The organism is Alphaproteobacteria bacterium, assembly GCA_030740435.1.
In the GTDB taxonomy this organism is placed as follows: domain Bacteria; phylum Pseudomonadota; class Alphaproteobacteria; order UBA2966; family UBA2966.
The window spans coordinates 23246-30170 of sequence record JASLXG010000199.1; the positions used below are offsets into that span (position 1 = coordinate 23246).

Annotated in this window: 3 protein-coding genes; all 3 read right to left on the reverse strand. The window is 66.1% G+C overall.

Translation table 11 applies throughout. The annotated features are described in order from the left end of the window. Positions 1-77: 77 nt before the first annotated feature. Positions 78-4400, reverse strand: a complete 4323-nt coding sequence (locus QGG75_19150) for a BadF/BadG/BcrA/BcrD ATPase family protein (GenBank protein MDP6069347.1) — start codon at positions 4398-4400, stop codon at positions 78-80. Positions 4401-4465: 65 nt separating this feature from the next. Continuing rightward, on the reverse strand, positions 4466-5800 hold the full coding sequence (locus QGG75_19155; protein MDP6069348.1) for a saccharopine dehydrogenase C-terminal domain-containing protein: 1335 nt from the start codon (positions 5798-5800) through the stop codon (positions 4466-4468). Further along, a partial coding sequence (locus tag QGG75_19160) for a hypothetical protein (protein MDP6069349.1) occupies positions 5797-6925 on the reverse strand: 1129 nt, incomplete at its 5' end. The genes QGG75_19160 and QGG75_19155, both read right to left, overlap by 4 nt.

The window sequence follows — 6925 nt, forward strand, 5'->3', positions numbered from 1 at the left end:
GGCGTCAGCTAGACCATGAAGGCCCCCGATGTCCCCGGCCGCGAATATACCACGACAGGGCCGGCCGGCGCATGGCGTCATTCAAGCGCGGCCGCCGCCTCCGGGGCCTCCGCTGCCACTCCGATCTCCGCGATTGCCAAGTTTCCCTCGGCTGCGCCATCCCCGGCCGCACCGGCCGCGCGGTGCAGCCGATAGCAATAGCCGCGCACCCGGCGCTCGTCCAAGGGCGTGCCGTCGTCGTAGAAGAAGAAGAACGGGATGTCCTTGCGGTAGCGCAACAGGCCTTCGGAAACCAGGCTCGAATCGCAGCCCCAGCAACTGGCCATGACGACGCCCTCGTAAAGCCCGGTCTCCCAGTTGTTGAGCACGCTGCCGACCTCGAAGGCGGCCGGTCCGTAGGTTGCCGGGTCGATCAGCTCCTCGGCCTTGGCGGCCGAGGCCTCGACGTTGGGCTGGGGCAGCCAGGGGTGGAGTTCGCCGACGCCAGCGTAGTAGCGGGCCTTGACCTTGGCCTGGGCCAGTACCATGGGTCGCACCCTCTCCAGCGTCGCCTTGCGGCCGAAAAGGAGATGGGGATGGCGCCGGCCGAGGTATTCGAAGAACTCGGTGATGGGTTCGACCACCAGGCGCAAGCCCTGTTCGCTCATGCGCAGGAAGAGGCCGGCGTTGGCCACGTCGTTGCCCTTGGTCATGCCGTCGCCCGAGACATAGACCTGGCGGAAGTCGCGGCTGCCTGTCCAGCCGGCGTCCATCTCGGCATAGCGCCGGCCGGCGTCGAGCAGCACTTCGCCTATTTCCGCCGATTTCTGCTCGAAGGCCGCCTGGCTGGCGGCGTCGTCGCCGTGGCGCACCTCGAGGATGTCGATCACTTTTTGGGCGCATTCGTCGAACAACGCCCGTGCCTCGCCCGCCCGGCCCTCGACGGGCAGGTGGTAGAGATAGAGCTGGCGCAAGAGATCCATGGCCGAGAGCCCGGCCCAGATCAGCATGGCCATGGCGGGATCGGAGCCGAATTTGAGGCCGTCGACGGAGACATTGCTGTCGAAACCCATCTTCTCGATGCTGATCTTGTCCTTGACGTCGTAGACGCCGCCCCGGCACATGCGGCCGGTGAGCTGCAGAAGCTCGGTCTGCTTGAGCGGCGGGTTATCTTCCAGGTAACTGCGGAAGGCGCCCCAGACGAGCTGATAGGACATGCACTCCTTGCCTGAGCAGTCGGCCTTGCCCACGCGCGTGGTTTCCTCGCTGATAACAGGCGCCGGTACCGCGTCGAAGCCATAGGCGCGGTAAACCGCGGCGAACGCCGGACCGAAATAATCGGTTACGCTGAGCACCACGTAATGCATGTCCGGATCCATGTAGGCGCCCTTCCTGCGCTTGGGATCGACGTATTCGATGGCCTTGGCATTGTCCGGCACCTGAGGTTCGGCATCGGCGCGGAACTGGTGCACGGATTGCAAAAATGCCTGGATGCGGGTGACGAACCCGGCCTCGCCGCCGTGGCCGTCGCTTTCCAGGATGGTGTGGGGATAGCCATCCAGCAGCGATTGGAAGATCTGTTCGGTAAACGACGACGGGCCGCAGCCGAAGGAGGCTAGCAGCACGGGGAAGGCATCACGCTTGTCGCGGGCGCAAACGGCTGCCCTCAGCGCTCGGTTGTCGTTGCCCCAGTAGGCTTTCCACAGACCCGGTGTGTCCTCGTCGACCGGGTAGCAGTCGACGGGCACGGCCATGGCGCCGTTGCGCCGGAGCAGCATGGGGATGTTGGCATTCGAGGCCCGGTCGCAGATGACGTGCAGGTGACCGGCCAGCACCACCGCCGGCACGTCGTTGGCCCGGGCGTAGGCGAGCGCCTGATGGCCGATCTCCATCAAGCCGGCTTCGTAGGCCAGCTGGGCCTCGGCAGCACGGGTCACGGCTTTGGCGATCTTGGCTGCGTCGACGCCCAATTCGGGCGCCACGCGCTCCAGCTCGGCCACCAACTCGGCTGTCTCCAGGCCGTCGCCGAAGGTGATGCAGGGCCGCACGATCTTGACGTCGCGGCCGCGCGAGATCAGCGATTGCTCTACCGTCTCGGGCATGGCCTGTTCGGTCAGGCAGGTCTGGCCGCCGCGGCCGTTGCCGGCCGAAATACGGAAGATCTTGGGGATCAGCAGGAGATCGACCTCGGCGTCGGTCACGGCGTGGGCGATCTTCACCGGACCGCAGGAATCGAAGCTGTTGCAGAGCTGCTCCCCGGCCGCCAGCGAGTTTTTGTCAGAGCGCAACAGCTTGACCGAGAACCCCAGCTCTTCGGCGAAGGCGGCGAGCCACGGCACGTGCCCGGATATGGCACCGATATCGGGAACGCCAAGCAGGGCGGCACCGGGGCGTTCTTGCACGAAGCCGTCGATCAGCTCCTCGCGCAGCTCGAAAGGATTGGGTGCCTCCTTGGCCAGCTTGGGCTGGGTCTTGGTCGAGACCTCGAACTTGGGGCAGGCCCCGCCCGAGACCGCCTGACGGCTGGTCTCGCCGACCTGAATGGTGGTGCGCTCGATGGGGCAGAGGATCTGGCAATCGGCGTCGCGGCACTGAAACTCCGAACGATCCGTGATCTCGGCATCACAGATGCCTTTTAGATTCAGTGCGGCGGCGGCTTGCAGGGCCGGGGCTCCCATCTGCTCGATGGCGCACAGGCCGATACCCCAAGCCCCCATGGCGCCCGGGTTGGGCGGCACCACGATCTCGCGCCCCGTCACCGCCGCCAGGGTCCAGGCCAGCGAGGGATTGGAAGCCGGCTTGCCTTGGAAGAAGACGCGCTGGCCCAGCGTGCGCTGGCCCATGACGCGGTTGAGGTAGTTGTGGATCACCGAATACTGGAAGCCGGCGAAGATGTCGTCACGGCCAAAGCCTTCCTTGACCGCCAGCGCCGCCGCGTCGGCCACAAAGACGGTGCACATCTGGCCCAACTCGGGCGGCCGCCGGGCCGCCGAGGCCTGATCGACGAAATCCTGGATGTCGTGCACGTCGTAAAGATTGGCCTGTTCTTCCAGGAACGAGCCGGTGCCGGCCGAGCAGGCCTTGTTCATGTCGCTCTCGACGATGCGGCCGCCCTGGACGCGGATGTACTTGGCATCCTGGCCGCCGATCTCGATGACCGAAAGGTCGGCGCCATCATCGACATCGCAGCGGCTGGCAGCCGTGGCGTGGGCCACGATTTCGTTGAGCACGACGATGTTGTCGCTGTCGGGATAGACGGCTCGCAGCAGCGTCGCCACCGCTTCGCGGCCCGAGCCGGTAACGCCGATGGCACGTACGTCGGATTCGGTCTTTTCCAACAAGGCTGCCACCAGTCGCCGCGCCGCATCGACCGGGTTGCCGCGCGTGCTGTCGTAGACGTCCAGCACCACCTCGCCCGTCTCGATCGAGGTCAACACAGCCTTGGCGCCGGTCGAACCCAGATCGAGGCCAAGTATGGCGGGCTCATCAGCGGCGCCTTCGGGGATCAAGGGCTCGGCCATAATCGTCACGTTGTCACGCAGGTTGCTGGCCGGTTCCAGTACTTGAAAGCGGTTTTCGCCGGCCTGGATCAGCTCGACCGGATCGGCCGGCAAAGTCGCAGGCGGCGCGCCGCGTGCCTGCTGAGCGGCGATGGCGGCGGCGCCGGCGGCCTCGAAGCACTCTGCCAGGGGCGGGCTTTTGACGGCTTCGCCCAAGATCTCCTCGAAGGCCTGGCGCACCGAAGCGATGCACGACGGGCCGCCCATCAGATAGACCGGTCCTTCGACCTGGTTGCGGCCGAGCAGCGAGCGGGTGTTGCGCGCCACCGAGCCGAAATAGCCCTTGAAGAGCTCGCCCGTGGGCTTGCCTTGGTTGGCGAAGTGGGTCATCTCGGATTTGGCGAAGACGGTGCAGCGCGCCGTGATGGGGATGGCATCGCCGGCCAGCAAGGCCATCTGATCGGCCTCTTCGATGCCCAGGCCGAAACGTTCGGCGATCTTCTGGATGTTCTCGCCGGTGCCCGACGAGCACTTGTCGTTCTCGAGATATTGGTAAAGGTACTTGCTGCCGCCGTTGGTCGTGGCCCGGCGGCTCAGCACGCCGTAGCCCCGCGCACCGATGCTGACCAGGTTGAGCGCACCCTCGAGCTTGGGCGATAATTCCAGCGCCGCTTCCTGGCAGCTGTCCTCGGGCAATACCAGCACCGGGCTCCGTAGCTCGTCGGCATAGACGCCGGTGGCCGCCAAGGCAGCGCACGAGGCCACGTCGTTATCGCGGTACCAGGCCTGGAAAAGGCCCATGGGGTCGCCCTCATGCAGCGCGTAGCGCTTGTCCTCGAATGTCACCTTGCCGTCGCCGCCGACCGTGGCGATGACGAAACCCACCGAAGCCGTACCGAGATCGCAACCCGCTATTCTCACAGCAAATCTCCCCGCTAGCCCCCGGCTGGACCCTAACAAACTAAGTTGCGTCATGCAACTTTAGTTTATGGCAGGTCCTCGGTAGTTTCCTCGAAGCCGATGTCGTGGCTCTCCAGCTCGTCCAGGATCGGCCCGTAGAACTGCTTGGTTACCGGGACATGCAGGCCGGGGCCCTCGATCTTGCCCTCGATGACCAGGCGCACCGCCATGGCAGCCGGCAGGCCGACGGTGCGGGCCATCGAAGAATCGCCGTCGGCCTGGCCGTAGTCGATCATCGTCGCCGTGGTGCGCTGGCGCCGGCCGTCGGGGTATTCGGCATCGAAAGTATGCACTTGCACCAGGATATCGCGCTCGCCCGGCCGGAAGGGCATGGTCTCCAGCATGCGTTCGGAGAGCACGTCGAGCGCCGTCGTCGGCTGGCCGGCACCGGGGATGGCGGTAGTCTCGAACAAGCCCAGCCATGCCAGGTTGTCGAGCGCCGCCGCCTCCGGCGCCAGCCCCAACTGGGCCGCCACGCCGGTCCGAACGTCGGCGCTGGCGGAATCGCTGAGAAACGATGCCGTGTAATCGGCATAGGTGGTGCCGGCGGCATAGGTCACCGGCTTTTCGTTGAGGATGCCTAAGTCGACGATGGCCTTCAAGGTGTCGCACCAGCCCGGATAGCGTAGCGTGCCGCGATACATGGTTCGCACGCCCTCGAGCCCGTAGACCTCGATATAGTCGAGCGAATTGCGGTTGGGGAAGCCTTCCAGCTCGCCCAGGCTCTCGACGGGAAGCAAATGGAAATCGCCGAACAGCTCCGGCCCCGGGGTCTCGATGGTTTTGCCGTCTTCGAGATAGAGGGCGTCGTTGGCGGCTGCCGTCAGCACGCCGCGTGGGCTCCAGGAGAACTTGTAGCCAAACGGGTTGTCGTTGGCCTCGGGCGCCGGCAAGCCGCCGCAATAGGATCTGAAACCCGTGACCTGGCCGCCGCCATCGCGAATGCGGTCGATGGTGCGCATGGCCGCCATGTGGTCGAGGCCAGGGTCGACGCCGACCTCGTTGACGATGATCACCCCGGCGGCCCGGGCCGGGCCGTCGAGCTGGCGCATGGCCGGCGTCGAATAGCTGGTCGTCACCATGTGCTTCTGGTGCTCCACGCAAAGCGCCGCCACGGCGGTGTGCAGCCTGGGCGGCAGCAGGCTGATGGCCAGGTCGTGAGACTTGATAAGCTCGGCCATGGCCCCGCCATCGTCGGCATCGAGCGCCAGCGTCGTGCCGTCGGCGTGGCCGGCCACCATGGCGTCCGCCTTGGCCTTGGTGCGGCTGGCAACGGTCAAGCTCACGCCTTCCAGATCGAGCAGGTAGCGCACCAGCGGCCGGGCCACCAGGCCGGCCCCAAGAAGCAAGATCCTTTTCATAGCGATTCCTCCAGGTAGCGATAACGCCCGGTCAGTTTGCCCCGGTAGACGATGGTGGCGTTTTGCAGGGCCGGCGGCAAGCCGCTCTCATCGAGCGGGGCCGAAAAATCGGCCTTCGCCAGGGCCGGGATCAGAGGCCGGAGCGCCCGGCTGAAATCGACCGAAGCATCCACCGGCAGCTCGCAGGGCAGCGTATCGACGGCCAGGATGACCGGCCCCTCACCGGCGATACCGTCGATCACGGATTCCGTCAGGGGCTCGAATACGTACGCGGGTTCTCCCGGATCCGTGGCTTTCACGGTGCACTCGATGGCGCCTTCGATGTCGCAGCTGATGTCGGCGATGAGACAGAGCCTGGGCACGGCCTCGCCTTGGTAAAGCGCGGCCAGGTCCTGGCGGCTGACCAGCCGGGGGTATCTGGCTTCCCAGTAGATGCCGTTGACCAGCAGGGTCAGGTGAGGAAGGTAGTCGGCGAAGCGGCCGCGGTAGAGCTCGGGCCGGTCGTAATATTCCTGCAGCTCGAAGGCGCCGCCGTCCCGGCGCACCACCATGTCCTTTTCGCGGAAGACGGTTTTGAGGCAAGTGTCACCGGCACCTGGCAGGTCTTGCGGCGCTACTTCCGTGGCCGGCAGCAAATCGAAGATCTCCTGGGCGCCCTGCGAGACGTGGCCGTAGCCGGCGAAGCCGCAGACCAGCGGCCGGCAGGCCTCGGGCAGGCCGTCCTTATCCAGGCGCGCACCGGCCTCGGCCACGGCCGCCTTGGCGGCTTCAGCGTCGGGGTAGTCGATCGCCTGCTTGATGCCGGCGAACGGCGTCTCCAGGCCTTCCAACTGCCAGCGCCGGCCCAGCAGCCAGAGCGCGTCGATCATGCCGGCCAACCCGGCATGGCGCCCGAAGAAGACGCTGCGCCGCCCCGCCCCGTCGACGATCAGTTCGTAATCGATAAGCGTGCAGCCCAGTTCCAGCAAGCGCCGCAGCATGGCCATGTTGTAGGGCTGGCCCTTGATGGTGTGGGAGAAGAAGACGTAGACACGGCCGGGCTCGAGCTCGGCTTCGGGGATTTCCTTGACCCCCAGTACGATCGGGCTTTGCAGCGGCCCGGCCACGACGCTGGCCCCGGCGGCC

Coding starts and splice junctions, on each gene's coding strand:
- QGG75_19155 (MDP6069348.1), bottom strand. CDS start 5,800: ATGAAAAGGATCTTGCTTCTTGGGGCCGGCCTGGTGGCCCGGCCGCTG.